The 23,483-nt window shown below is 68.4% G+C and carries 21 protein-coding genes; 14 read left to right on the forward strand and 7 right to left on the reverse strand.

Annotation, left to right across the window (positions count from 1 at the left end; all coding sequences use genetic code 11):
* A partial coding sequence (locus ON38_RS03220; RefSeq protein ID WP_245563889.1) for a helix-turn-helix transcriptional regulator occupies positions 1-779 on the reverse strand: 779 nt, incomplete at its 3' end.
* 72 nt (positions 780-851) lie between these two features.
* Between ON38_RS03220 and ON38_RS03225 the strand changes: the two genes are divergently transcribed.
* Both ON38_RS03225 and ON38_RS37860 read left to right on the forward strand, forming a co-directional pair.
* Positions 852-3,098, forward strand: coding sequence for an ATP-binding cassette domain-containing protein (locus tag ON38_RS03225; protein ID WP_039822235.1), 2,247 nt, complete (start codon positions 852-854; stop codon positions 3,096-3,098).
* Between the two features lie 104 nt (positions 3,099-3,202).
* Positions 3,203-3,325 (forward strand): hypothetical protein, encoded by a 123-nt coding sequence (locus ON38_RS37860; protein ID WP_281004592.1) that lies wholly within the window; start codon positions 3,203-3,205, stop codon positions 3,323-3,325.
* Positions 3,326-3,350: 25 nt separating this feature from the next.
* Here ON38_RS37860 and ON38_RS03230 read toward each other — a convergent pair whose 3' ends face one another.
* From ON38_RS03230 to ON38_RS03240, 3 genes are all read right to left on the reverse strand, one after another.
* Complete coding sequence (locus ON38_RS03230; RefSeq protein ID WP_039822237.1) at positions 3,351-4,061, reverse strand: GAP family protein; 711 nt, start codon at positions 4,059-4,061, stop codon at positions 3,351-3,353.
* Positions 4,062-4,216: 155 nt separating this feature from the next.
* Entirely contained in the window at positions 4,217-5,563 is a 1,347-nt protein-coding gene (locus ON38_RS03235) for a benzoate/H(+) symporter BenE family transporter (RefSeq protein WP_083872178.1), read from the reverse strand.
* 409 nt (positions 5,564-5,972) lie between these two features.
* On the reverse strand, positions 5,973-6,611 hold the full coding sequence (locus ON38_RS03240; protein WP_218000730.1) for a hypothetical protein: 639 nt from the start codon (positions 6,609-6,611) through the stop codon (positions 5,973-5,975).
* Positions 6,612-6,774: 163 nt separating this feature from the next.
* Here ON38_RS03240 and ON38_RS03245 point away from each other — a divergent pair, with 163 nt between their 5' ends.
* The 6 genes from ON38_RS03245 to ON38_RS34630 all read left to right on the forward strand — a co-directional run bounded on the left by ON38_RS03245 (position 6,775) and on the right by ON38_RS34630 (position 11,924).
* Entirely contained in the window at positions 6,775-8,022 is a 1,248-nt protein-coding gene (locus tag ON38_RS03245) for a sensor histidine kinase (protein WP_051164315.1), read from the forward strand.
* The gene (locus ON38_RS03250) at positions 8,015-8,716 is read left to right on the forward strand and encodes a response regulator (RefSeq protein WP_051164316.1); all 702 of its coding nucleotides are present in this window, start codon (positions 8,015-8,017) and stop codon (positions 8,714-8,716) included. Before ON38_RS03245 ends, ON38_RS03250 begins: the two co-directional genes overlap by 8 nt.
* Positions 8,717-9,122: 406 nt before the next feature.
* Positions 9,123-9,941, forward strand: coding sequence for a hypothetical protein (locus ON38_RS03255; protein ID WP_039822239.1), 819 nt, complete (start codon positions 9,123-9,125; stop codon positions 9,939-9,941).
* Positions 9,942-10,055: 114 nt separating this feature from the next.
* Positions 10,056-10,244 (forward strand): hypothetical protein, encoded by a 189-nt coding sequence (locus tag ON38_RS03260; protein ID WP_051164317.1) that lies wholly within the window; start codon positions 10,056-10,058, stop codon positions 10,242-10,244.
* Between the two features lie 66 nt (positions 10,245-10,310).
* Positions 10,311-11,081, forward strand: a complete 771-nt coding sequence (locus tag ON38_RS03265; RefSeq protein ID WP_039822356.1) for a hypothetical protein — start codon at positions 10,311-10,313, stop codon at positions 11,079-11,081.
* A gap of 390 nt (positions 11,082-11,471) precedes the next feature.
* On the forward strand, positions 11,472-11,924 hold the full coding sequence (locus tag ON38_RS34630) for a transposase (RefSeq protein WP_245563890.1): 453 nt from the start codon (positions 11,472-11,474) through the stop codon (positions 11,922-11,924).
* Here the strand turns inward: ON38_RS34630 and ligA are convergent.
* Both ligA and ON38_RS03275 read right to left on the reverse strand, forming a co-directional pair.
* Entirely contained in the window at positions 11,812-13,803 is a 1,992-nt protein-coding gene (gene ligA, locus ON38_RS03270; RefSeq protein ID WP_039822240.1) for an NAD-dependent DNA ligase LigA, read from the reverse strand. The genes ON38_RS34630 and ligA overlap by 113 nt on opposite strands.
* A gap of 125 nt (positions 13,804-13,928) precedes the next feature.
* On the reverse strand, positions 13,929-14,891 hold the full coding sequence (locus ON38_RS03275; RefSeq protein WP_039822242.1) for a zinc-binding dehydrogenase: 963 nt from the start codon (positions 14,889-14,891) through the stop codon (positions 13,929-13,931).
* A gap of 81 nt (positions 14,892-14,972) precedes the next feature.
* Between ON38_RS03275 and ON38_RS03280 the strand changes: the two genes are divergently transcribed.
* Complete coding sequence (locus ON38_RS03280; RefSeq protein ID WP_039822243.1) at positions 14,973-15,608, forward strand: TetR/AcrR family transcriptional regulator; 636 nt, start codon at positions 14,973-14,975, stop codon at positions 15,606-15,608.
* Between the two features lie 166 nt (positions 15,609-15,774).
* Here the strand turns inward: ON38_RS03280 and ON38_RS03285 are convergent, their stop codons facing one another.
* Positions 15,775-17,607: a helix-turn-helix domain-containing protein gene (locus tag ON38_RS03285; protein ID WP_245563891.1), complete on the reverse strand. Its 1,833-nt coding sequence runs from the start codon at positions 17,605-17,607 to the stop codon at positions 15,775-15,777.
* Between the two features lie 191 nt (positions 17,608-17,798).
* Between ON38_RS03285 and ON38_RS03290 the strand changes: the two genes are divergently transcribed.
* The 5 genes from ON38_RS03290 to ON38_RS03310 all read left to right on the forward strand — a co-directional run bounded on the left by ON38_RS03290 (position 17,799) and on the right by ON38_RS03310 (position 23,451).
* Entirely contained in the window at positions 17,799-19,286 is a 1,488-nt protein-coding gene (locus tag ON38_RS03290; RefSeq protein WP_083872184.1) for an aldehyde dehydrogenase, read from the forward strand.
* Between the two features lie 97 nt (positions 19,287-19,383).
* Positions 19,384-20,793: an MFS transporter gene (locus ON38_RS03295; RefSeq protein ID WP_039822245.1), complete on the forward strand. Its 1,410-nt coding sequence runs from the start codon at positions 19,384-19,386 to the stop codon at positions 20,791-20,793.
* Positions 20,790-21,980: an FAD binding domain-containing protein gene (locus tag ON38_RS03300; protein ID WP_039822246.1), complete on the forward strand. Its 1,191-nt coding sequence runs from the start codon at positions 20,790-20,792 to the stop codon at positions 21,978-21,980. Before ON38_RS03295 ends, ON38_RS03300 begins: the two co-directional genes overlap by 4 nt.
* 29 nt (positions 21,981-22,009) lie before the next feature.
* Positions 22,010-22,471 carry a cupin domain-containing protein gene (locus ON38_RS03305; RefSeq protein WP_039822247.1) on the forward strand — a complete coding sequence of 154 codons (462 nt, stop codon included), beginning with the start codon at positions 22,010-22,012 and terminating at the stop codon, positions 22,469-22,471.
* The gene (locus tag ON38_RS03310; RefSeq protein WP_039822249.1) at positions 22,468-23,451 is read left to right on the forward strand and encodes an amidohydrolase family protein; all 984 of its coding nucleotides are present in this window, start codon (positions 22,468-22,470) and stop codon (positions 23,449-23,451) included. Before ON38_RS03305 ends, ON38_RS03310 begins: the two co-directional genes overlap by 4 nt.
* Positions 23,452-23,483 lie beyond the last annotated feature (32 nt).

Here is a 23,483-nt window from a genome sequence, read left to right on the forward strand (position 1 = left end):
ATGTCCGCGTGCTGATAGGTCAGCACGTCCGCGACCCGCTCCGGCGGCGCCGCGACCCGCAGATCGACGCGCTGTTTGCCGGCGTCGAGGCCACGCTGCAGGTACTCGACCGCGGAATCGGCCGGTAGCGGTCGCGGTTCGTATCGCGCGCCGGTTCGCCGCAACTCACCGACCCGATCCACCCGGAACACCCGCCAGTCCGCGCGATCGGTATCCCAGGCCAGCAGGTACCAGCGCAAGTGCTGATGGATCTGGCGGTAGGGGTGGACCCGTCGGGGGCTCGTCGCACCACGGCCGTCGGTGTAGGTGAAGGTGACGATCTCCCGTTCCGCGGTCGCGGCGGCCAGGGTGGCGAGATGGTCGGGCGACACCGCGGGCGCGGCCCGGCGGCCGGTATCCAGACCGGCGCGGATCGCCGCCACGCGCGACCGGAGCCGGGCGGGCAGGAACTGGTCGATCTTGCCGTAGGCGCGGTTCGCGGCGTCGTCGAGCCCACCGGCGGTCGCGGGGCCGGTCGCGCCGAGCGCGGCCAGGCCGAGCAGGGTGGCGATCGCCTCGTCGTCGTCGAGGAGCAGGGGCGGCATCGTGCGCCCGGCCCGCAACCGGTAGTACCCGCCCGGACCCGGCCGGGTCTCCACCGGATAGCCGTAACCGCGGAGCCGCTCGATATCGCGGCGCAGCGTCCGCGGGCTGGTATCGAGCCGCCGCGCCAGGTCCGCACCCGAGTAGGCGCCTCCGGTCTGCAGTGTCGACAACAGCGCAAGCATTCGTTCGGTCACATCCGCCACCCTGCCGATTCTTCCGTGGATCGCGGTCAGGAACCGGCCACATCTGTTTCTAACGTCGGATACATGGATACGAGCAGCATCACCATCCGCGGCGCGCGCACCCACAATCTGGCCGGTCTCGACCTCGATATCCCCCGCCACCGGCTGGTCGTTTTCGTCGGCCGGTCCGGCTCCGGCAAATCGTCCCTGGTCTTCGACACCGTGGCGGCGGAAGCCGGCTATCAGCTCAACGAGACCTATCCCCCGTTCGTGCGCAACCGGCTGCCGAAATGGGCACGGCCGCCGGTCGACCGCATCGACGGAGTGTCGCCGGTGGTGGTGATCGATCAGCGGCGTATCGGCGGCAACGCCCGCTCCACAGTCGGCACGATCACCGATACCTGGACCTATCTGCGGCTGCTGTATTCCCGGATCGGTGAACCCTGGGTCGGGGAGTCCGGCCACTTCTCCTTCAACGAACCCGCGGGCATGTGCCGGGCCTGTTCCGGATTGGGCGAGGTGGTGGTGAGCGCGACCGAGCGCTTCCTCGACCTCGACAGGAGCCTGGCCGACGGAGCGATCCTGCTGCCCGGATTCGGCCACGGCGGCTACTGGTACGACCAGTACGCGGGTATCGGCGTCTTCGACCCCGGCATCCCGCTGCGGGAGTGGAGCCGAGCCGAGCGCGACGCGCTACTGTACGGCGGCTCCGCCGCGGCCCGGCTGGACCGCCGCCTGCCCAAGGACTACGAGGGAATCGTCGAGCGATTCGAACGGATCCATCTGCACACCTCCGACAACCTGTCCGAGCGCAAACAGGACACGATCCGCCGGTTCACCCGCTCCGAGTGCTGCGCCGAGTGCGGCGGTGACCGGCTGAACGAAAAGTCGCGCACCGTGACCGTGCTGGGTCACACGATCGGTGAGATGGCCCGGATGGAAGTGAGCGAACTCGCCGGGCTCGTCGCCGGCATCCGGGTGCCGCGGGTCGCGCCGGTGGTCGAGGCGCTGGGAGCCCGCCTGGACGCGATGACCACCATCGGACTCGGCTACCTCACCCTCGGCCGCGCCACCACAACACTGTCCGGAGGCGAATCACAACGCATCAAGACGGTGAGACACCTCGGTTCGAGCCTGGTCGAAATGACCTATGTCGTCGACGAACCGACGGTCGGCCTGCATCCCACCGACGTCGCAGCGATGACCCGGCTGCTCGCCCGGCTCCGCGACAGCGGTAACAGTGTGCTGGTGGTCGAACACGATCCGGCCGTGATGGCGTGTGCCGATCAGATCGTGGAACTGGGCCCCGGTGCCGGTGCCGAGGGAGGCCGGCTGGTATTCCAGGGCACATTCACGGATCTGCGCACCGCCGATACACCGACCGCCCGCGCACTGGCACGGCAGCGCACCACACGCCGGAATCCCCGGCAGGCGACCGGCAAACTCACCGTGGCCGAGGTGTACCGCAACAACCTGCGCGGCGTCACCGTCGACATCCCGACCGGGGTACTGACCGCGCTCACCGGCGTCGCGGGCTCCGGAAAATCCAGCCTGGCCGCCGAATTCGCTGCCCGGCACGAGACGATAGCGCTCGATCAGAAACCGGTGAGCGCCGGCCGCCGATCCACTCCGCTCACCTACACCGGTATCGCGCCCGCCGTCCGCAAACTCTTCGCCCGGCACAACCAGGTACCCGCCGCGCTGTTCAGCGCCAACTCCGCGGGTGGCTGCCCGGACTGCGGCGGACTCGGCGTCGTCCATACCGATCTCGCGTTCCTCGACGGCCAGGAAACCGTCTGCGACAGCTGCCACGGGCGACGTTTCACCCCGGAGGCGCTCTCGCACACGGTGGACGGCCTGTCCATCGCCGATATCGACGCCCTCACCGTCGCCGAGGCCGTCGAGCGACTGCCCGAACCGGCGATCACCCGGGCCCTGGAACGGCTCGCCGAAGTCGGGCTCGGATACCTGCGGCTGGGCGAACCGCTGAGCGGCCTGTCCGGCGGCGAATGCCAACGGGTCAAGATCGCCAGGGAACTCCGGGAAGCCGCGGAACCGGCTGTGTATCTCCTGGACGAACCGACCACCGGCCTGCACCCGGCCGATATCGAAACACTGTTGCGCGTACTGGATGCCCTCGTGGACGCCGGGCACACCGTGGTCGTCATCGAGCACAACCTCGAGGTGATCCGGCACGCGGACTGGCTGATCGACCTCGGCCCCGGCCCGGGCAGACACGGCGGGACGGTGCTCTTCGAGGGACCGGTCGCCCACTACACCGGTCACGCGACGCCCACCTCCCGGGCGCTGGACACCGCGCACGGTGGGTAGCCGGCCGGAGGGTGCAGCGAACGCGCATCTGGCGGCAGCAGTCGGTGTCACGCCGATGACCGTGGCGAAGTGGCGAAAACGGTTCATCCTGCCCGGGCCGGCCGATGAGCCTCGGGCCGGGCCGGCCACCGTCGATCCTGCTGGACCGCGTGGAACAGGTGCTGGCGTTGACCCTGGAGCAGACGCCGCGTGATGCCACGCACGGGTCCCGGGCCGTGCCTCTGTGACGCGTGCAGAACGTCTGTGGTCGGTTCAGGCCGGGGTGAAGGCGAGAACGGTGGCGGCGTTGAGAGTGATGCCGATGCCGAGCCCGCCGACCGTCCACCCGAGCGCTTTTGCGCTGTTTCGGGTGAACCAGTCGTTGATTCGTTGCAGGAACGGATCGACCCGCTGGTGTGCGGCGAGGCGGGCCAGCGCCAAGGCGATGGCGGGCAAGGTCATGACGACGCAGTAGGCAGCCAGCACGAAGCCGGTCAGCTGCCAGGCGAGATCGGCGTTGGCGATCAGGCCGACGGCGGCGAGGTAGGGCAGCATGGTGGCGGCTTCCAGGGCGGCGGCCACGAGTGCGAGCTTCATCAGACTCCGTGCGTTGCCGCTGCCCGACATCGTTCTGGACCGCCAGCGGTGGATCTTGCCGGGGCTGCCGGACCGCCGTTCGGCCCTGGCCTCGAGCCGATAGCTCAGCGCGATGATGAGGATGCCGAGAATCAGTTGCCCGATCCGCAACGGAACCGGTGGGAGGTCGATCGCGCCGACCGCTGTCAGCGCAGCATCCGCGCCGAGGACCAGCAGAATTCCGATGCCGAAGTAGAACGCCGCGACGGTCCCGAGGTAGGCCGCGATCCGGCCTGCCCGCAACCGCCCCGGAGTCAGCAACAACCAGATGGGGATCAGCAGCGTGCCGAAACTGGTGCTGTCGATGAGCGCGAGTCCGATCAACGCCGCGACAAGTGTGAAAGTCATCCATTCCCTTTCGGACCGGTAGGACTCCCATCGTCGAGCAGCCGAACTTCTACCCACATCCGACAAAAGAAGGACACCGGGTCGTACATCGATGCGCCCCGGTGCGTCGCAGACTGCTCCGCCCTGTGGTCTAAGTCACGGTCGGGTCGTATGTATCACGGGCCAGGCTTCGGTGGCACGTGATCGACCATATCGACTTCCATGGCGGCCGATGTGGCCGATTCAGCGCTGCTCGGCCGGGGCGCCCGGCAGGGACGGAATCCAAACGACACCGTTGCCCACGACCACGGCGACGAGCGGTTCAGCACTGCTCGCACGGCCAGGCCCGCCAGCAGAGCCCAGAGCGCCGCGCCAATCCCGCCGAAGCTCATCCCCGATGCTGCGATGAGAATCGTTACGATGCTTGCCTCGCGATTTTCGCCGGAAGCGAGGGCGCCGGAGAGCGCTGTACCCAGCGTAGCCAGCAACGCCAATCCGGCAACAGTCGCGAACACGCCCTTCGGGGTAGTGGCAACCAGGGCGATGAGCACACCCGAAATCAGCGCGAGAAAAAGGTAGGTCACGCCTGCGGCGAACGCCGCGATCCATCGCCGCCGAGGGTCGGGGTGCGCTGTGGGAGCGGCCGCAAGGGCCGCGCTGATCGCGGCGAGGTTGATCGCGTGTCCGCCCGCAGGGGCCCCGATGAGGGTGCCGAGGCCGGTAATCGTCATGGACGCACGCCACGGGACGGTGTAGCCGTACGACTTCATGACAGCGACGCCTGGAATATTTTGCGACGCCATGGTGACAACATAGAGCGGAACCGCAATTCCCACGATCGCCTGCCAATTCCACTCCGGCACAGATACCGCCACGCTCGGAATGATCCCGCTGACATCCAGACGACCATGGTGCGCAGCGATGCCGATCGCAGCCTCGAGCACTGCGGTACCGAAGGCCGCGAGAACCGACCAGCGAGGGGCAAAGCGCTGCAGAATCAGCCAGACCAGGATCACCGGTACGACCAGGACCGGGCTGGTCTGGACTGCCCGCACCGGAGCCAAGCAGATCGGCAGCAACACCCCCGCCAGCATCGCCTGCGCGATCTCCACAGGAATCGCGGCCACGAGATCGCCGAGCCGACGCCACAGGCCCGTGCACACTATGAGTACACCGACCAGAAGGAACGCACCGACCGCGGCAGACCACCCGCCGGCTACTGTCCCTGCGCTCGCGAGCAGCGCCGCGCCCGGCGTGGACCACGCGAGTGTGATGGGGATGCGATACCGGAAGCTGAGCAGCAGTATGCCGAGTGCTTGAGCGATGCACAGGACACGCAGGCCCGATGCGGCTTGCGCCGGCTCGGCCCCGACCGCAGTGAGACCGGCGAGCACTACCGCGAACGAACTCGTGAACCCGATGAGCGCGGTGACCACGCCCGCGCTGACCGGTAGAGCCGGTCCTACCGTCACAGTGAGCGACTCGTGATCGTGGTCGCCGGGAGCATCGAGGGCGCGGGTCATCTGCTGAACTTTTCCCCAGGGCAGAGTAAATGTCGCGTGCCAGCACACGAAAACTGGTTTGAATACACAGCAGACGTGAACACCTCCTCACCGCACGTACCACTTGCCTGACCGGTCAACCGCACCCCACCCCGTGGGAGCGTGGGGTTAGCCGTCCAGATGGGTTGCGTCGGTAATCCGGGTGTCGGTTTGAGCTGCTGCTTGTCGTCGGTGATGCCGCTGGTGGAGGTGGTTCGTAGAGGCATGACCTCGATGGAGCCGCGTGCCGAGATCCGGGAAGTCCTGCGCACCCGCCGCGCCCGGATCACCCCCGGAGCCGGCCGGGCCATCCGCCTGCGGTGGCGCTCACCGCCGGGTGGCCGGGTCGCGCCGCGAAAAGGGCGCCCTGCTGACCGGGGGCATTTGTCGATTACGCACTCGTCGAGGTGTCCGCGTGCGCTGGGCGGCGAGACGTTCTCCCGGTCGTGCCGAGCGGCAAAAGCAGGAGGTCCAGCAGGCCGGCTGCCGTCGCCATCAGCAGGGCGCCGTCAAAGTAGTGGCACGCCATTGCGCCCAGGTAACTCGGGCCGCCCCAGGCGTTGACGGTGAAATTGGGGTCGAGGCCGGCGAGTATCTGCTGCCCGATACGCCACGGGCTGTACACGAGGATCGTCATGGGCACTATGCCGATCAGCAGCCGTAGCAGCGCTGTCGGGTGGCGGAAGACCGAGGACAGAGTGTGCGCAACTCGTTTCGCGGCGGTGGCGCCCATCGGGGCGAGCAGTAGGAGACCATCCGGATGTGCGCGGCGGCGTCGGCGCAGTACAACACCGGCGGCAATGATGGCAGGCACGAACAGCGCGAGGTGTGGCCACCATGCGGCCGTGCCGTCGACATGCGCCTCGAGGTGGCGGGATCGCTGGAGATAGGAGACCCCGCCGGACACGATGCCTACCGCGAACGACGCGGCGGCGATGGCGACCAGCGGGCCTGACAGCTGCGATCCGATGCTCGCCGCGCGGCCGTGCCGAGACCCGGACCGGAGATGTTGGGAGCCTTGGTTGTTCATGCCCCTACCTTCGTTTCTCACCGTTGCCGTGTCGTCATCCTCTGGACGCGAGAAGTCGGGCAACCACGGGTGGAGGCCGTGGGGTCTGTCCAACTTGCGGATGATGCGTGACCCCGGCTCCGGGGCGATGCACGGTACTCGCCGGCCGATTACCGTCAGCGCCATGTCGACCACTTCATCGCTGCCGGGCCGGGCCGCGCGGCCACCGTGGCATCAGCGGCTCGCTCCGGTCCGGCGCGGGGAAGACTCCACCGGGCCGGATCGGATCGATATCGCGATCGCCATTGCCTGCTTCGCGGTGATAACCGGGCCCGTGCTCATGGACTGGATCAGCGGGATCGGGTCGACGCCGGCGATCGCCGCGTTTGGTGGTGCCGCCGTCGCGCCGCTGATCGTACGGCGGCGCCTGCCGCTGGCTGTCCTCGTCGTTGTATCGGCTGTACTGTGCCTCGCTGCGGTAGCCGGGATCCGCTTCACCCCGTGGGTGAGCAATGCGGGGCCGGTCGTCGCCGTCGCCGTCTTTACACTCGCCGACCGGCGACCACGTCGCGAATCGCTGCTCGGTACCGGTATTGCGCTCATCGCTTTGTGTTTCGCCGCGCGGATCGGTGTGGACCTGTACATCGATCAGGATCAGAACTTCGTACAGCTGCCGATTGCGGCCGCCGCCTGGCTGGCCGGCGATATGACCCGAACGCGGCGCGAGTACCGGCGCAGTCTCGCCGAGCAGCAACGCCGACGAGCGGTGGAGGAGGAACGCCGGATCCGGGCCGAGGAACGATTGCGAGTGTCGCGAGACGTGCACGACCTCCTCTCGCACACTCTGAGTATGGTCGCGGTCCGGTCAGGAGTGGCTCGTCTGCTGGTCGATGAGCAGCCGGGCGAGGCACGCCGGGCGTTGAGCACTATCGAGACGGCCAGCCGGTCGGCGCTGAACGAATTACGGGCGGTGCTGGCACAGATCCGGGAGCCCAGGCAACCGGACGAGCCGAGCGAGCCCGGTCTCGCGGAGATCGACGACCTTGTCGACGGGCTGCGTCATAACGGTCTCGTCGTGGAGAATCACGTCGTCGGTGCGGCATTCGGCTACCCGGCACTGTTGCAGACCACCGTGTACCGCATCGTCCAGGAGGCACTCACCAATGTGGTCAAACACGCGCACACCAACCGTGCGCGGGTCGAGATTCGTCATGCTCCGCACGAGTTGACCGCATCCATAACCGACGACGGACCGGCGCCCGGCACTGCCGGGCGGTCCACCGGCATCGCCGACAGCGGCTCCGGTCTCGGTCTGGCCGGGATGCGGGAACGGGTGTCGTTGTTCGGCGGTCGGCTCGACGCCGGACCACGACCCGAAGGCGGATTCGGCGTCACCGCAAGTTTTCCGATCGATCGGGAGCATCATGTCTGACCCCACCCACCGGGCCGGAAAACGTGCTGGCCCGATACGGGTACTCATCGCCGATGATGAGGCGCTCGTGCGAGCCGGGTTTCGTGTTCTCGTCGATTCCGCGCCGGATCTCACCGTGGTCGGCGAGGCCGGCAATGGCGGCGAGGCCGTCCGGCTCACCCGCGAATTCCGGCCCGATGTCGTCCTGATGGATATCCGGATGCCGATCATGGATGGCCTCGAGGCGACGCGGCATATCGCGGCCGACAGCACCGACGTCCCGCATGTATTGATTGTGACCACCTTCGACCAGGATGAACACGTCTTCCGGGCGCTACGCAGCGGTGCCGGCGGCTTCATCCTCAAGGACTCCCCACCCGAGCAGCTACTGCACGCGGTCCGAGTCATCGCCAGTGGCGACGCCCTGCTGACACCGAGCATTACTCGCCGCCTCATCAGCGTGTTCGCTCGTCAACCCGCGGCCCCGGCACCACAGTCGAACGTCCTGGCGACGCTCACCGACCGCGAGCGCGAAGTCCTCGCACATATCGCCGCAGGACGGTCCAATGTCGAAATAGCAGCCGCGCTGTACATCAGTGTTGCCACGGTCAAAACCCATGTCGGCCACTTGCTGACCAAACTGGATGCCCGCGACCGCGCCCAACTCGTAGTCTTCGCCTACGAATCCGGCATGGTCGTGCCGGGTGGGAGTTGACGGCGAGTATGGAGCCGGTGCAACCTGTCGGAGTCTCGGTCGACTACTACGTGCGCATGGAGCGCGGTAACCTGGTCGGCGCCTACGGCCGCCACGTCATCCCGGCCACTAACCACCTTGTCCGTGCCCACTACGCCCCCGTGCCGGCCGACCCCCGCCGCCCGGCCCACCGAACAGGGCACACCCAGCACCACCCGGCCACACTGAAAACCGGTGCCGTCAGGGACATACCCGTGCCGCGGGCCTTCCAGGACCTTCTGCTCGCCGGTTTTGGATTTGGCATCGATACAAAACGGCCATCATCTTCTGATGAGTCCTTGTGTGGTTGTTCAGGGGTCTGCGCGAAGGAGCGAAACGATGCAGAACGAGTGCTCTCTGGTTTGGTTGGTGGGTTTCATCGATGTGGATGAGCTACAGCATCAAAAAGGCGGTACTCGAATCCGCCCGCCGCGTCGATGGCGCTTTCACCGATTTCAGTCGGTGTGCCAGCGGTCAAGTGCACAAGATTGCCGGCAACTCCAGTGAATCAACCCGCTGGCTACCCGAAGTGGATGGCGCCGGCGGCCAGATCCTGCGCTACGGCGACAGCGACACCAGCATCGGCGGGAGCAGCGGCGCGTGGCGGCAGCTCGATTCCTACCGCTCTGCCCACCACAGAATGGACGACGCGCCCGGGTTCATGCGGCGCTGGAATCAATGGCGATCCGGTAATCCGGAACCACAGTTGCATCACGTCCATGTCGCCGAGGACGGCGGTATCGATTCGGCCGAGGGCAGTAGTTGGATCGGGACGGCCGAAATCGTGCCCGGAGACCAGGTGAGCGTGGACGGTGGTCCACCCGGGGCGTGGACCGACGGTATCGACGAGGATATGCGCGATCTCATAGAGAGGGTGAACCGTGAGGTAGGGCCGACCGTCAGCGCCTGCGCAGGCCATCACCACCCAGATTCCGACAGCAAGCGCCGGCTGATGCGTTTCGTGTGTTCGGATGGATCCCACGCGAACGAGATGGTGGACAAATTGTTGCCCGCCGCGAAAGCCGCATCGACCCCCGCGGTGCAGCTGGTGTTACAGCGTGGCGACGTACTGTCCAAGACCGACGGACAGCGCTATCCCATGATTCTCGCTGCCTTCGAACGGCGTGCGGGGGTGTCGGATGAAAAGTACTTTGCCGAGCTCGGTCCGATGACCGAGACGTTCGCCGAGCATTTGGGGTCTCGATAGTTTCGAGCCGAAGCAACGGTTTTAGCAGATACTGCAAGAGAAGCACGGACTCCCTCGTCAGCACTTCTGGCCGACATAACCGCTGGTCAAGCCCCCTCGGTACGCCGCGTAGCCATGGCCGAAGTGCCGCTCCCCTACGCCATGGAGGCGCCGATGGCGGCGCCGAAGTGGGTGGCCGACGGTACCTGGGGACGGGTCTTCACCGCTCTGACGGCGCAGGCTGACGCCGAGAGCGACCGGGAGTGGGTCGTTGTCGATTCCACCGTCGACCGTGCCCAGCAGCACGCCACCGGGTCCCGTTGAAACGGTCCCGGTCGGCCCCCAGACGCTTAGGCTGGCGCGCATCATGGAGTGATGGATTACACGAGGGTGGACGACGGAGCCGCGACGGGGTGGCTGGAAGAGCGGCTCACGAAGTTCGATGGGACGGTAATCGGTGTGGTGCCGGACGGTTTCGCGGCGTACGCACGGATACTGCACCCGGCGTACCGCGACGATGTAGCCGTTGCCTGGCGCGAAGTGGCCGCTGCCAACGGGCGGGCCGCGTACCCGCTGATGCAGTGGGACCACATCGTCGGAGCGCGGCAGGTGCGTGAGCAGCCGGGGGTGTGGGACGAGGCGCCGTACGAAGGGAACGTTCCCGAGGCGCTGTTGCGGCAGCTCGCGGGGGTTCTGCGCAAGCACACCAGTACACCCGGCAATTGCTGGTTCGGCTTGTGGGAGGGATGGGGTGACTCGGTTGTCGGGCCGGGCGACACGGCGCGGTTCGAGATTCCGGACCGGGAGATGCTGCTGCTGGCCGGCTTTTTGGACACCGTTTATCGGTCGTCGCTGCAGCCCGGGCCGTGGGGCACCGACGACCCGTCGGTGGCCGTCGCTGTAGGCCCGGAGCCGTGGCAACCCGCCGCTGTGGAGCAGCCGTTGGACCGTGACCCGTTCTGGCGGTCGCCCAATTTGTGGTGGCCCGACGACCGGGCCTGGTGCGTTGCGACGGACATAGACCTCACCTGTACGTACGTGGGCGGTTCGGAAGCGTGCATCGACGCCGTTCTGGCGGCGGACGGCATCGAGGCGTACCGCGCGTACCCGATCGACCCGGTCACCGACGAGAGTGACCACCTCAACCCCTGCCCGGGATGACGGCGGACGGCCCACCACCGAGGGTGGCGGGCCGTCGGAATGCGGGCCAGGTGCTCTGCTGGATTCAGGTTTCAGGTGGCCTGGGTCCGACCCGGTCGGCGCACTTCTTCTTGCACTTACTGATCCTGACCGTCGCTCAGTTCCGCGGTGCGGGGCGAGAGCCGGGCGGGAAGATACCGGAAGCCTTGGCGTAGCCGGCGTAATTCTGGTTCTTCACGCAGCGGCGTTAGGCGTTCTGCTTGTCGATCCGGACTCGGCGGGGCTCCCCAGGAAAGCCCATTTGCACCTGATTCAGGCCGGAAACTCCAGCCGGGTCGAGCAGCTCCGGTTTCGCGGAGCTCTACGGGCCGACAGCGGCCGCGCAAGTTCCTGGTCACGATCGATAAGACCATGCCCGCCGCACTGGAGGTCCATCCGGTGTGCGACAACCTAGCCACCCACAAGACACCGATCGTCAACGAGTGGCTCGCCTGGTACCCCCGCCTCCACGTCCACTTCACCCCGACCGGGTCGTCCTGGCTCAACCAGGTCGAACGCTGGTTCGGATACCTCACCGACCAGCTCACCCGCCGCGGTGTCCACAAAAGCGTCGCGGCGCTGGAGAAAGACGTCACCACCTGGATCCAGCACTGGAACGAAAATCCCCGGCCGTTCGTCTGGAAGAAAACCGCAGAGGAGATCTGCGACTCCCTCGCCCGATATTCAACGGATTTCAGGCGCGGAACACTCGCTAGACGACATTGGCGGCGATCAGCAGATTCCAGATCTTCTCCTGATCGACGACTTCCACGCCCAGTTTCGCGGCCTTGGACAGCTTGCTCTCACCCACTCCCGCACCGGTGACGAGCAGATCGGTGTTGGCCGAGACCGAGGACGCCACCGCGGCACCCGCCCTCTCGCACAGGCGTTGGAATGTCGGGCGGGCCACCTTCTCCCCGGAGCGCGGGTCACTGATCGCGCCGGTGATCACCACCGTCTTGCCGTCCAGGGGCGCACCGGCCGCGACGACCGGCGGTAGGTCCTCGTCGAGCACGTCCAGGCTCACGCCCGCGTCGCGCAACCGTTGCAGTTCCGGGCGCAGCCGGGTGAGATGCTCGACCAGGGAAGCCGCGACCTTCGGGCCGATGTCCTCCACCGCCACGAGTCGTTCCACACCCGCCTCGGCGACCTCTTCCAGGGACCGGAACCCCGCTCGGGCCAGGCGGGCGGCGGTGCCCTCGGAGGCCATCGGGATCGCCAGGCCGATCAGCGCGCGGCGCAGACCCACCCGGCGGGAGGCATCGACCGATTCGATCATGCGCGCGGCCGAGGTCTCGCCGATACGGTCGAACTCGAGCAGGCGCTCGGCGGTCAGCGTGTAGAAATCCGAGGGACGCTCCAGGATGCCCGCCTCGGCCAGGCGTTCGATCCACACCTGACCGAATGCCTCGATATCGGCCGCCGGCCGCGATGCCCAGTGGATGAGCCTGCGCACCGTCTGCGCGGGGCAGGAGACATTGGTGCAGAACAGCTCCCGGCTGTTGCCCTGCTCGGTCACCGGCTGCGCGCAGGACGGGCAGTCGGTGGGCGGCACGATCTCACGCTCGTCGCCGGTCCGCTTCGAGGCGTCGAGTACGCCGGCCACGAACGGGATCACATCACCCGCGCGGCGGACCAATACGGTATCCCCGACCAAGATGTCGCGGGCGCGGATCACCTGCTGGTTGGCCAGCGTCGCTTTCGTGACCGTGGTCCCGCCCACGAACACCGGCTCCAGCCAGGCGACCGGGACGATCTTGCCGGTCTTGCCGACATCCCAGACCACCTCGTTGAGCACGGTGGTCTTCTCCTCGGCGGCGAACTTGAAGGCGAGCGCCCCACGCGGGCTGTTGGACCGGGTCCCGGCCGCGGCGTAGGCGTCGCGGTCGGCCAGCCGCAGCACCGCGCCGTCGATGTCGTAGTCCAGGTCGTTGCGCCCCTGCTCGATCACGGTGATCGCCGCCTGGGCCTGCTGGGCGTCGGCGCACAACCGCATCTGCGCCCCCGCGATCCCCAGCGCCCGCAGCCCCTCCGCCAGATCGGCCGCGGCCCCGCCGGCGGAGGTGTCGAGATCGAAGCCGAAGAACCGCAGCCGCCGCTGCGCGACCGTGGCCGGGTCCTTCGCCCGCAGCGTGCCCGCCGCGGCATTACGCGGATTGATCAGCGGCTTGTCCGGGTGTGCGGCGTTGTAATCGAGGAAGGTCGACCGCAGCATCACCGCCTCACCCCGCACCTCCACCCGCCCCGGCACGTCGATCCGATCGGGGACACCGTCCACCAGCGCACGGACCAGCATCGTCACATCGTCACCGGTGGTGCCGTCACCGCGGGTCACCGCGCGCACCAACCGCCCGTCCTCGAAAATCAGGGCCAGCGACAAACCGTCGAGCTTCGGCATCACCACCACCGCCTGGCCGGGAAACCGGTCGAAGAACGCCGCGACCTGATCAGAGGTGGTCGCCTTCTCCAGCGACAACATCGGACGTGAATGCCGGATCGGGGCGTGCAGTACGGCGGGCGCACCGACCTGCTCCAGGGGGTTCGGGTCGGGTGCGAGATCGGGATGCGCCTCGATCAGGCCCCGTAGTTCGTCCTCGATCGCGTCGTACTCCGCGTCGGCGACCAGTGGCGAACCACGGTAATAGGCGTCCCGCAACGCCACCACACGGTCCGCGAGCTCTCGGATGCGTTCCCCAGTTTCCACGACACCAGACGCTACCCAGCCCCACCGACACCGATATCCGTGACCGGCACGTTCGGCGGCGCTGCCGCGCGGATTCGGGGTCGTCGCGGGCGGGTCGCCGAGCGGACCGATATCCGGAGCGCCGGTCAGGGAGTGAGCACGATCCGGCCGAAGACTGCGCCCTCGTCCATCCCTCTGTGCGCGTCGGCAGCCCGTCCGAGGGGCAGGACCTCGTGCACGACGGCATGCAGTTCGCCCCGGGCGGCGGCCGCGAACTGCGCTGCCCGGACCGCGTCCCGCGTGGGTACCGGGACGGTATCGAGGCTGAACGTGGCGAACGAGCGGGACTGCTGGAACGTGCCCAGAAGTCGCATGCCGAAGTCTGCCGGCGGCAGCCCGGCCACCACGCCGACCAGGACGAAACGCCCGTTCGGCGTGAGCCGGTCGAGGAACGCCGGTAGCTCCGCCCCACCGGCGATATCGAAGATCACGTCGAAGGACGGTGGGGCAGTCGGATCGCCTCCTCCGGACCGGTCCAGGACATGAGTCGCACCGAGGTCGCGGAGCCTGCTGCCGCGGTCCGCAGAGGAGGTCGTGACCGCGACCGCGCTCGCACCGCCGCGGACCGCGAGCTCCACCGCCGCGATGCCGATACTGCCTGCCGCCCCGCGCACCAGCACGGACTCACCGGCCGCGAATCGCGCATGGGCCAAACCGAAATGCGCGACGGGCACCGCACTGCCGAGCGTCACCGCCTCGACCGGTGACAGGCCGGCCGGAAGTTCGACGACATCGCCGACCCGCGCGACCGCCTGTTCGACATAACCACCGCCCATACCGGTGAACGCCCACACGCGCCGGCCGGTCCACGATTCGTCGACCCCCGCACCGACCGCGCGCACCGTGCCCGCGACCTCGCTGCCGGGTATCAGTCCCGCGGTGAACCCGTATCCGCCGAGTGTCCCCCGCCGGATCACAGCGTCGACACCCCCGACTCCGATCGCCTCGGTCTCGATGACCACCTGCCCGGGACCCGGCGCCGGCGCCGGCACTTCTATCACCGTCATGCCGCTCGGATCGCCGAATCGCTGGATCGCCACTGCTCGCACCGTCGTGTCCTGCTCTCGTCGTCGGAGGTACCGTGACCGAAAGTAACGGACGCCCCCGTCCATTTCCGCGAAGTGAGAAGCATGCCGGATCGATTGCCTCATATGCTCCGCGCCGACGCGCAGGACAACCGCGACCGGATCCTCGAGGTCGCCCGCACACTGTTCGCCGACAAAGGAATAGACATCACCATGCGCGAGGTCGCGCGCCGGGCCGAGGTGGGGCCCGCCACGCTGTACCGGCGGTTCCCGACGAAGCAGGCCCTGATCGACGCGGCCTTCGCGGACGAGATGCGGTCGTGCCGGCAGATCGTGGAAGACGGCTGCGCCGATCCCGACCCCTGGCGCGGATTCAGTTCGGTGATCGAGCGGATCACCGTACTCAACGGCCGGAACCAGGGCTTCGTGGACGCGTTCATGTCCGCGAACCCGGAGGCCGAGTCCTTCACCGCCCACCGCGCGGCACTGCTCTCGCAGCTCGCGGGCCTGGCCACCCGCGCCAAGAAGGCCGGTGGGCTGCGGCGCGACTTCGCCATCGACGACCTCGTGCTCGTCCTGCAGACCGGCCGCGGACTGGCCGCGGTGCCACCGGCCCGCCGGGAGGCCTCGGCGCGCCGGTTCGCCGCCCTGGTCATCGACGCGTTCCGCGCATCCGGGACGAGCCCGGACTTCCCCCGGATGTCGCACGCCCGGTCCGGGAGGCCACGGACCGCCGGGTAGCGGACACCGGGACGCCCGAGTATGTCCGCGGCTACCGCTGCTGGGCATGCCGATCCCGCGGACGTGACGCAGGCGCTCCGATCCGATGGCGGCAGCGCATGTGCACACGGTGATCCACGCGGTCCCCAGCCGATCATCCGCGAGGACCCATGCGGATGACAGCGAATCATCTGCCGGCTGCGCCGACCGCCACCGGTGCGGATTCACGGCCGGCGTGCGCGACATCGCGGAGGGTGAGTGCGGTACCGAACTGCACGACCGTATCGAGATCGGTGAAGTCGGAGCCGGTGAGCTCCTCGATGCGGTGGATACGCTGCTTCACGGTGTTCACGTGGACGTGCAGTGCCGCCGCCGTTTCGGGTCGGCTCAGCTTGCACCGGAGATACGCCTCCAGGGTCTCGACGAGGTGGGTCCGGTGTTTGCGGTCGTAGCCGGTCAGTGGAGCCAGAACACGATCGGAATAGGCCGCCAGCTGGACCGGGTCGTCGAGCTGTAGCAGCAGACCGGCCAGGCCGAGATCGCCCAGTTCCACCACCACGCCCCGGTTTCCCGACCGGGCGGCGACTTCGAGTGCGCCTCGGGCGACACGATAGGACTGCGCCACCGTACCGCCGCTGTCGGCGAGGGCGACACTCGCGCTGACCGCGCGCGAGCCCGTCGCCAGCGCCATCCGGACACGTTCGGCGACCGGCCGGCCCACCACCTCGACGGCACCGGTTTCGGTCTCGGCGCCGTGCGGCCACAACACCACGATATGCCCGCGGTGCATGGCTGCCAGCGGTCGCGGGCGGTAGCCGCGGACCAGTTGGGTCACCGCGGTGAGAGCGCGCGAATACGTGCGGAGATCGGCTTCCGCGCCGTCGGCCGCCAGCGATCCCACAATCGCGCAATGCGGGCGGGACAGGTCGTGGCCGAGCCGCTGCGCCCTGCGCATCGCCTCTTCCGCAACCTCGCCGCCGGTGAGCAGTTCCGCGAGCAGCTCACCGCGGAGCCGGTGCTCGACCTCTGTTCCGGTGCGGAGGCGGAAGAGCTCGAGCGAGACGACCAGCGCCGCATGCTCCACCGCGCGCTCGCCCAGCGCGTCGAGGGGTCCCCGGTCGCCCGGATACCAGATCCGGGCCACCACCTCCCCGTCGAGCCGCACCACCGACACCCAGTACGGCCCCGATTCCGTGGATATCGCAACGGGTTTCGCCGAGACGGCCGCCGGGATGTCGGCATCGCCACGGTAGCGCGGATCGGGCAGTCCCGCCGTATCTCCCGTCGTCGCGAGCACGGCGCCGCCGGCGTCCTCGACGAGCACCGGCCGCGCGATCAGCTCACCGAGGACCTCGGTGATACCCGGCAGTCCTCCGGATCGCAGTGTCACGTCGAGCAACCGCTCGTGAATCTGTTCCGAGCGGGTCAGAACGTCACGCTGAGCGCGCAGGGACGCGTTGAGCCGGCTCAATTCCGCGAGCCGGCGCGCGGAGGTGAGGGCGATCGCCGCATGGTTCGCGAGCAGCGCCATCCGCTCCGTCTCGTAGTGGGTGAAGGTGTGAACCGGCTTGTAGTACCCGTTGAGGGTGCCGAGGACGTGTCCCGCCGCGACGAGCGGCACCGACACCATGGCGCGGTACCCCTGGTCGCGGGCCACATCGCCCCACGGGCCGAACCGCGGTTCGGCCGCGATATCCCGGATCACCACCGGCCGCCCGGTCCGGAACGCGCGCGTGGAGGGGGCGGCGCTGTCCATTCCCACCGGACGGTCGGCGTTGATGCGGGCGACATAGTCGTCGGACAGCCCACTCCAGCCGGTGATGAGCAGACTCTCCTCGGCGGCGCCCGGGGTGAGGACTCCGCAGAAATCGAAACCGAGCAGTGAGCGGGCCGTCGCGGCCACCAGATCGAGCACCTCACGCAGCTCGTCGCCCGATACCGCGGCCGCACTGAGTGTGCGCAGGCTGTTCAACCAGGTCACCAACTCGGCGGAGTGGCCGCCGCTCTGTCCTTCGCTCACCGGCCCAGACTGACACACTGTGTATTCATCGGACATACATTTCGGTCAACTATGTAGCCGGAGACATTGATGTGGCTCACGCCGGACTCGATACTCGATGAGCACCCACGTTGTGACGAAGTTCTCGGCCCGAGCACAGTCGTCACAACCGGGTGCTCCCCATCGACAAGCGACACGAAGGGCTCGGCGCCATGACCGACACCACGACCGACCTGTCCTCGGACCGGACCGCGGCAGCCACGCGCGAAATCCTGGATCCGTCCACCGGTGCGGTGATCGATATCGTGGCCGAGCAGGGCGCCGAGGCCGTCGACGAGGCCGTCCGGGTCGCCCGCGCGGCCTTCGAGTCCGGTCCGTGGCCGGCTCTACGGCGCAGCGAACGCGCCACACTGCTGCTGCGTATCGCCGACGCGATCGAAGCCGCCTCCGAGGACCTGTTCCGGCTCGAGACCCGCAATAACGGCCGGCCGGTCACCGAAACCCGCGCCCAGCTGTCCCGAGTGCCCGAATGGTTCCGGTACAACGCCGCCCTGCTCACCGCCCAGCGGGACGCCGTCCTGCCCGGTGACGGACCGTATCTCACCTATCAGCGCCGCGCCCCGCTCGGTGTGTGCGGCATCATCACGCCGTTCAATCACCCCATGCTGATTCTCGCGCGCAGCCTCTCGGCCGCCCTCGCGAACGGCAACACCGTGGTGGTCAAGCCCTCCGAGATCACGCCGCTCACCACCCTCGCACTGGCCCGGATATTGCGGGACGCCGGACTTCCCGACGGAGTCGTCACCGTCGTCACCGGCGGCCGCGCGGCCGGTGAGCGGCTGACCCACCACCCCGACGTCGCGAAGATCACTCTCACCGGGGGCACCGAGGCCGGCCGCTCGGCCGCTGTCGCCACCGCGTCCCGTTTCGCGCGCGTCACCGCCGAACTCGGCGGAAAGACACCGATCATCGTCTTCGACGATATCGATCCGGTCGTCGCCGCCGAGGGCGCGGCATTCGCGGCGTTCGTCGCCGCGGGCCAATCCTGCGTCGCCGGCTCCCGGTTCCTCGTGCAGCGCGCGGTCTACGACGAGTTCGTCACCGCGCTCGCCGGGCGGGCCCGCGCCATCCGGATCGGCGATCCCGCCGCAGCCGACACCCAGTTGGGTCCGCTCATCAGCGCACGCCAGCGCGACCGCGTCCGCGAACTCATCGATATCGGTGTCCGGGAAGGCGCTCGCCTCGTCGCGGGCGGCGGCGTCCCCGACCTGCCGGCGCCGCTGCACGGTGGGTTCTTCCTCGAACCCACCGTGCTCGCCGACGCCACAAATGACATGACGGTGTCCCAGGAGGAGATCTTCGGTCCCGTCGCGGTCGTCATCCCGTTCGACAGCGAAGGGGAAGCCGTCGCGATGGCCAACGACAACCGCTACGGACTCGGCGCGGGCGTGTGGACCCGCGATATCGCCCGCGGACACTGCGTCGCGGACCGGATCGTCGCCGGCATGGTGTGGCTCAACGACCATCACCGGCTCGAACCGTCGCTGCCCTGGGGCGGGGTCAAGGAATCCGGTATCGGCAAGGACGCCGGAACCGAATCCTTCGACGACTTCTCCTGGATCAAAACCGTCGTCGTGCGCATTGCCGACGACCACGTCGACTGGTACGGCAGCCCGGACGACAACACCCGCCTCAACTGATCCCTCGGCGCCACGGCCACCCCGGCGAGCCCGCCCGGGGCGATGCCGCGCGCCCACCTCCCCTTTCGACCACGCGACCTTCGCGGAAGGAGCGTCGATGATGACGCCACAGACCGGTGCCGGCACCGTGCGCACCGAGATCAGCCGGATGCAGTGGCTGGTACTCGTCGGTACCACCCTCGGGTGGGGCCTGGACGGATTCGCCGGCAGCCTCTATGTCCTGGTCCTCGGTCCGGCCATGTCCGAACTGCTGCCCCGCAGCGGAATCACCGCCGACAGCTCGGCGATCGGCTTCTACGGCGGCCTCACCGTCGCCCTCTTCCTCCTCGGCTGGGCGGTCGGCGGCATCCTGTTCGGCATACTCGCCGACTATTTCGGCCGGACCCGGGTCCTGTCCCTCGGAATCCTGACCTACGCGGTGTTCACCGCGGTCGCCGCGTTCGCCGATACCTGGTGGCAGATGGGTATCCTGCGCTTCATCGCGGGCGTCGGCTCCGGCGTCGAGGCACCCGTCGGCGCCGCGCTCATCGCGGAGACCTGGCGTAACCGGTATCGTGCCCGCGCGGGCGGCGTCATGATGTCCGGCTACGCCGCCGGATTCTTCGTGGCCGCGGCCACCTACGCGCTGCTCGGCAGTCACGGCTGGCGAACGATGATGGCCCTGGCGGTCGTTCCCGCGCTGCTGGTCTGGTTCATCCGCCGCTACGTTCCGGAGCCGCCCGAGATCGAAGCGAACATCCGGGCGCGCCGGAATCGCAAGAGCCGCGAGAACCCCGCTGCCGAAGACGTATTCGTACTGCGGCGCCTGTTCTCGGGACACCTGTTGCGTCCCACCCTGGTATGTACCGCGCTGGCAACCGGCTCACTGATCTCCTTCTGGAGCGTATCGACCTGGTACCCGCAGATCATCCGGCAGATGACCGCGAACGAGGCCACCGTGCCCGTCGGCACCGCCGATCACCGGGTGGCGCTCGCCTCGATGCTCTTCAATGCCGGCGGGATCCTCGGCTACGCGTCGTGGGGTTTCCTCGCCGAAGCGCTCGGGCGACGCCGCACCTTCGCCCTGAGCTTCGTCCTGTCGGCTGTCGCGATCGGCTACGTATTCCCCTTCGAACACACTTATCTCGGCTTCCTGATCGCGATGCCGGTACTCGGTTTCGGACTGTTCGGTGCCCTGTCCGGCACCTTCATCTACGGACCCGAGGTCTTCCCGCCGAGCGTGCGGGCCACCGCCCTCGCCGTGGTCAACAGCGTCGGGCGGGTGATCACCGCGGCCGGGCCGCTGGTCGCCGGGGTGATCGCGACCTCCTGGTTCAGCGGCGACCTCGGCCTCGCCACCGCCGCGATCGCCGCACTGGGCCTCGTCGCCTTCCTCGGACTCGCGTTCGCGCCCGAGACCCGCGGCAAGCCGTTGCCCACCGATGCGCCATCCCCGGACTCCACCGGCGCACCGGAACCCTCCCATCCCTGCGCACCGGCCACCGGCCGAGAAGAGAGCCATTCATGAACACCTACGACTCGGCCCGGGCGATCGTCGTCGGCGGATCCATCGGGGGGCTGACCACCGCGCTGCTCCTGCGCGACCTCGGATTCTCCGTCGATATCTACGAACGCACGCCCACCGCCCTCGACGGGCGCGGCAGCGGGATCGTCCTGCAACCCGATACGGTGCGCTGGTTCGCCGAGCGCAGCACCCAGCGGCTCGCCGACCTGAGTACCTCGACCTCGTATGTGCAGTACCTGGACCGGGCGAACACCATCGTCTACCGGGAGGAACGCACCTGGACCTACACCTCGTGGGGAACCTTCTACCGGGCGCTGCTCGCGGATTTCGGCACCGAGCACTACCATCTCGGCGAATTCGCCTGCGGCTTCGAACAGGACGACGACGCGGCCACGGTCCGGTTCGTCAGCGGCCGTACCGAGACCGCCGACCTGGTGGTCTTCGCCGACGGCATCACCTCGGTCGCCCGCGCCCACTTCGACCCCGACGCGACACTGCAGTATTCCGGCTACGTCGGCTGGCGCGGGACCGTCCCCGTCCGCGACGTCTCCCCGGCCACCTCCGAGCTGACCGGGGACGCCATCACCTACAGCGTGGTACCGAACTCCCACCTCACGCTCTATCCGATCCCGGGCGATGAGGGCCCGGGATCGGAGCACCGGCTGATGAACTACGTCTGGTACCGCAATGTCCCCGCCGGACCCGAGCTGACCGAACTACTACTCGACAAACGCGGTTTCGCGGGTACGGTATCGGTCCATCCAGGCCAGGTGCAGGACCGCTACATCGCGGAGATGAAAGAGACCGCGGCGGCCGTGCTGGCGCCGGCCGTCGCGGAGGTCGTCACCGCGACGGAGCAGCCCTACCTCCAGGTGGTTTCGGACTGCCGCGCCACGAGCACCGCCCTGGGGCGGGTGGCATTGATCGGTGATGCCGCCTGCAGCGCGCGTCCGCACGCGGCGGCGGGCACCGCGAAGGCCGCGGCGGATGCCTGGGCGCTGGCTTCGGCGCTGGCCGACGCCGACGGGCATATCGCCGCGGCGCTGGCGAAATGGGAACCCGGCCGGCTCGAACTGAGCGCGTCGCTGCTGGCCCGGGTACAGGCGATGGGCACCCGCTCCCAGTTCACCAACACCTGGACGCCCGGTGATCCCGAGCTCCGCTTCGGCCTCTACGGGCCGGGCCACTGACCCACCACCCTCTCGAGACAGGAGAAGATATGACCGACAACAGGTTCCTCGACGACCTGCCGATCGCGGGCGAACTCGTCGCCACCGATTTCGACAGCTGGCCGGGCTGGCTGCGCACCGAGTTCGCCGATCATGCCTACGACGGCCACGTCGGCTCGGCCCTGCTCAGTGAATCGCCCCGGGTACGGGTATGGGAGATCCGGCTCGCCCCGGGCGAGCGATGGCATGCCCACCGGCACGTCCTCGACTACTTCTGGACCGCCGTCGACGCGGGCCGCAGCCGACAGCACACCCACGACGGCACCGTCCGGGAGGTGTCCTACACGGCCGGCGAGACCCGGCACTTCCACTTCGGCCCGGGCGAATACCTGCTGCACGATATCGAGAACATCGGTGATACCGACCTCGTCTTCACCACGGTCGAACACCTCGACAGCGCGAACCCGCCGCTGCCGCTGAGCGATGCCGGCACCGAAGGCGGCCGGGCATGATCGAGTCCGATATCGCGCCCGGCGTCGTCGATGTCCACGCCCACTGGCTGCCGCGCGAACTCTTCCACCTGCCGCCGGGTTCTCCGTTCGGGCGGCTGCACGACCGCGACGGCGAGCTGTACCTCGGGAACGTCCCGTTGTCGATCCGGGCCACCGCGATGAGCGATGTGCCCGCGATCCGCGCGGATATGCGCCGCGCCCGGGTCGGTGTCCGGGTGCTCTCCGCGCCACCGTTCGCCTTCCCGGTGCACGACGCCGACGGGACCGAGGACTACGTCGCCGCGTTCAACACCGCGCTGGCCGAAGTCGTCGCCTCGTCGGCGGGCAGCCTCGTGGGCCTGGGCATGGTCACCTTCGGCAATCCCGGCCGGACCACCGCGCAGCTCGAACAACTCGCCGGGACACCGGGGATCGCCGGGGTCGCGATCCCGCCGCTGCTCGGCAGCGAATCCCTCGACCGAGGTCCGCTGCACCATGTACTCGCCGAGGCCGCCCGGCTGGATCTGGCGGTGCTGGTGCACCCGATGCAACTCCCCCGGCCCGAATGGCCGGACTACTACCTGGTCAATCTGATCGGGAACCCGGTGGAGACGGCCACCGCGGTGGCTTCGGCCCTGCTCGGCGGCGTCCTCGAGGAACTCCCGCGACTTCGCCTGTGCTTCGTGCACGCCGGCGGCTGCTCGGCCGGGCTGCTCGGCCGCTGGTCCCACGCCTGGCACGCACGCGCCGATGTCCGGAGCGGATCCGCGCGGCCACCGGCGGAGTCGTTCGAGAAGCTGTGGTTCGACACCGTCGCCCACGACCCCCAGCTGCTGACTCTGCTGCGCGGCCACGCGGGTGCCGGCCGGATCGTCTGCGGCAGCGACTACCCCTTCGATATGGCGGAACCCGATCCCGTCCGCTTCGCCGTCACCCACGGAGTCGCCGAAGCCGAGCTCGTCGCGTCCGCCCGGGAATTTCTCGGCCTCGCGTCGCTTTGACAGGCAGCGGGGACACCACCCGCGTCCCACCG

This window comes from Nocardia testacea NBRC 100365, from assembly GCF_000308775.1.
In the GTDB taxonomy this organism is placed as follows: Bacteria; Actinomycetota; Actinomycetes; order Mycobacteriales; family Mycobacteriaceae; genus Nocardia; species Nocardia testacea.

Bases quoted from the DNA above. Each gene is read 5' to 3' on its own strand.
- ON38_RS03240 (WP_218000730.1), bottom strand. From the start codon at position 6,611: ATGAACAACCAAGGCTCCCAACATCTCCGGTCCGGGTCTCGGCACGGC.
- ON38_RS03250 (WP_051164316.1), top strand. From the start codon at position 8,015: ATGTCTGACCCCACCCACCGGGCCGGAAAACGTGCTGGCCCGATACGG.
- ON38_RS37860 (WP_281004592.1), top strand. From the start codon at position 3,203: ATGAGCCTCGGGCCGGGCCGGCCACCGTCGATCCTGCTGGACCGCGTG.
- ON38_RS03310 (WP_039822249.1), top strand. From the start codon at position 22,468: ATGATCGAGTCCGATATCGCGCCCGGCGTCGTCGATGTCCACGCCCAC.
- ON38_RS03280 (WP_039822243.1), top strand. From the start codon at position 14,973: ATGCCGGATCGATTGCCTCATATGCTCCGCGCCGACGCGCAGGACAAC.
- ON38_RS34630 (WP_245563890.1), top strand. From the start codon at position 11,472: ATGCCCGCCGCACTGGAGGTCCATCCGGTGTGCGACAACCTAGCCACC.
- ON38_RS03230 (WP_039822237.1), bottom strand. From the start codon at position 4,061: ATGACTTTCACACTTGTCGCGGCGTTGATCGGACTCGCGCTCATCGAC.
- ON38_RS03305 (WP_039822247.1), top strand. From the start codon at position 22,010: ATGACCGACAACAGGTTCCTCGACGACCTGCCGATCGCGGGCGAACTC.
- ON38_RS03245 (WP_051164315.1), top strand. From the start codon at position 6,775: ATGTCGACCACTTCATCGCTGCCGGGCCGGGCCGCGCGGCCACCGTGG.
- ON38_RS03295 (WP_039822245.1), top strand. From the start codon at position 19,384: ATGATGACGCCACAGACCGGTGCCGGCACCGTGCGCACCGAGATCAGC.
- ON38_RS03235 (WP_083872178.1), bottom strand. From the start codon at position 5,563: ATGACCCGCGCCCTCGATGCTCCCGGCGACCACGATCACGAGTCGCTC.
- ON38_RS03225 (WP_039822235.1), top strand. From the start codon at position 852: ATGGATACGAGCAGCATCACCATCCGCGGCGCGCGCACCCACAATCTG.
- ON38_RS03300 (WP_039822246.1), top strand. From the start codon at position 20,790: ATGAACACCTACGACTCGGCCCGGGCGATCGTCGTCGGCGGATCCATC.
- ON38_RS03260 (WP_051164317.1), top strand. From the start codon at position 10,056: ATGGCCGAAGTGCCGCTCCCCTACGCCATGGAGGCGCCGATGGCGGCG.
- ON38_RS03290 (WP_083872184.1), top strand. From the start codon at position 17,799: ATGACCGACACCACGACCGACCTGTCCTCGGACCGGACCGCGGCAGCC.
- ON38_RS03255 (WP_039822239.1), top strand. From the start codon at position 9,123: ATGAGCTACAGCATCAAAAAGGCGGTACTCGAATCCGCCCGCCGCGTC.